General features: G+C 39.4%; 2 protein-coding genes. Both read left to right on the forward strand.

Annotated elements, in window-relative coordinates:
- Positions 1–313: IS3 family transposase (locus PVK70_RS18790; RefSeq protein ID WP_274441716.1), on the forward strand; the 313-nt coding region annotated here is incomplete at its 5' end.
- A gap of 188 nt (positions 314–501) precedes the next feature.
- Entirely contained in the window at positions 502–750 is a 249-nt protein-coding gene (locus tag PVK70_RS18795; RefSeq protein ID WP_130046140.1) for a DUF3297 family protein, read from the forward strand.
- The last annotated feature ends 22 nt before the right edge of the window (positions 751–772 follow it).

The following is a 772-nucleotide window of genomic DNA, read 5'->3' on the forward strand; positions in this document are numbered from 1 at the left end:
ATCACGTAAGCCCCCTAAGGGGCTTATTATCCACTCAGATCGCGGTGTACAATATCGCTCTCAAAAATACCAAGACTTTATGCGTAGACATGGCGGAGAGCCAAGTATGAGTCGTAAAGGTAACTGTTGGGATAACGCTGTAATGGAATCGTTTTTCAGTCGACTAAAAGTCGAACTGATTTATGCGGAAGATTATCAGTCTATAAATGAAGCTAGAGCTGGGATCTTCGAGTACATCGAAGTGTTCTATAACCGTAAAAGAAGGCACTCAGCGTTAGGTTATGTAAGCCCAGTTGAGTATGAAAATAAGTAAAATAGAGAGTGTCTACTTTTCGTGGGGTACTCCACTCAGGGCAAGGACGTGAATGCAACATTTTTTATTTGAACATTATAACATCTCACTCCGTTGTTCACGGTTCTGATTATAATCAGACATAGCTATTGAGCCTTAGAAGTATATTGACTACAATAGCGCACTTTTTATTTTCACAGGCAACAAACATGAACGATATCAAATCTCAACCAGCTTTACCTGATCACCTTTCTGGTAATCCACGCAGCCCGCATCATGTAGCAGAGTGTTTTGAATATCATATTGGTATAAAACTTAACGGCAAAGAACGTACAGATGTTGAAGAATACTGTATCAGTGAAGGTTGGGTTAAAATCCCATCACCAAAAGCATTAGATCGCCGTGGTCAACCAATGCTAATCAAATTAAAAGGTACTGTTGAAGCTTTCTATAAGTAAGCAATTAACTTTACACAGCTCT

This window comes from Aliivibrio sp. A6 (genome assembly GCF_028765505.1).
Lineage (GTDB): Bacteria > Pseudomonadota > Gammaproteobacteria > Enterobacterales > Vibrionaceae > Aliivibrio > Aliivibrio finisterrensis_A.

Coding starts and splice junctions, on each gene's coding strand:
- PVK70_RS18795 (WP_130046140.1), top strand. CDS start 502: ATGAACGATATCAAATCTCAACCAGCTTTACCTGATCACCTTTCTGGT.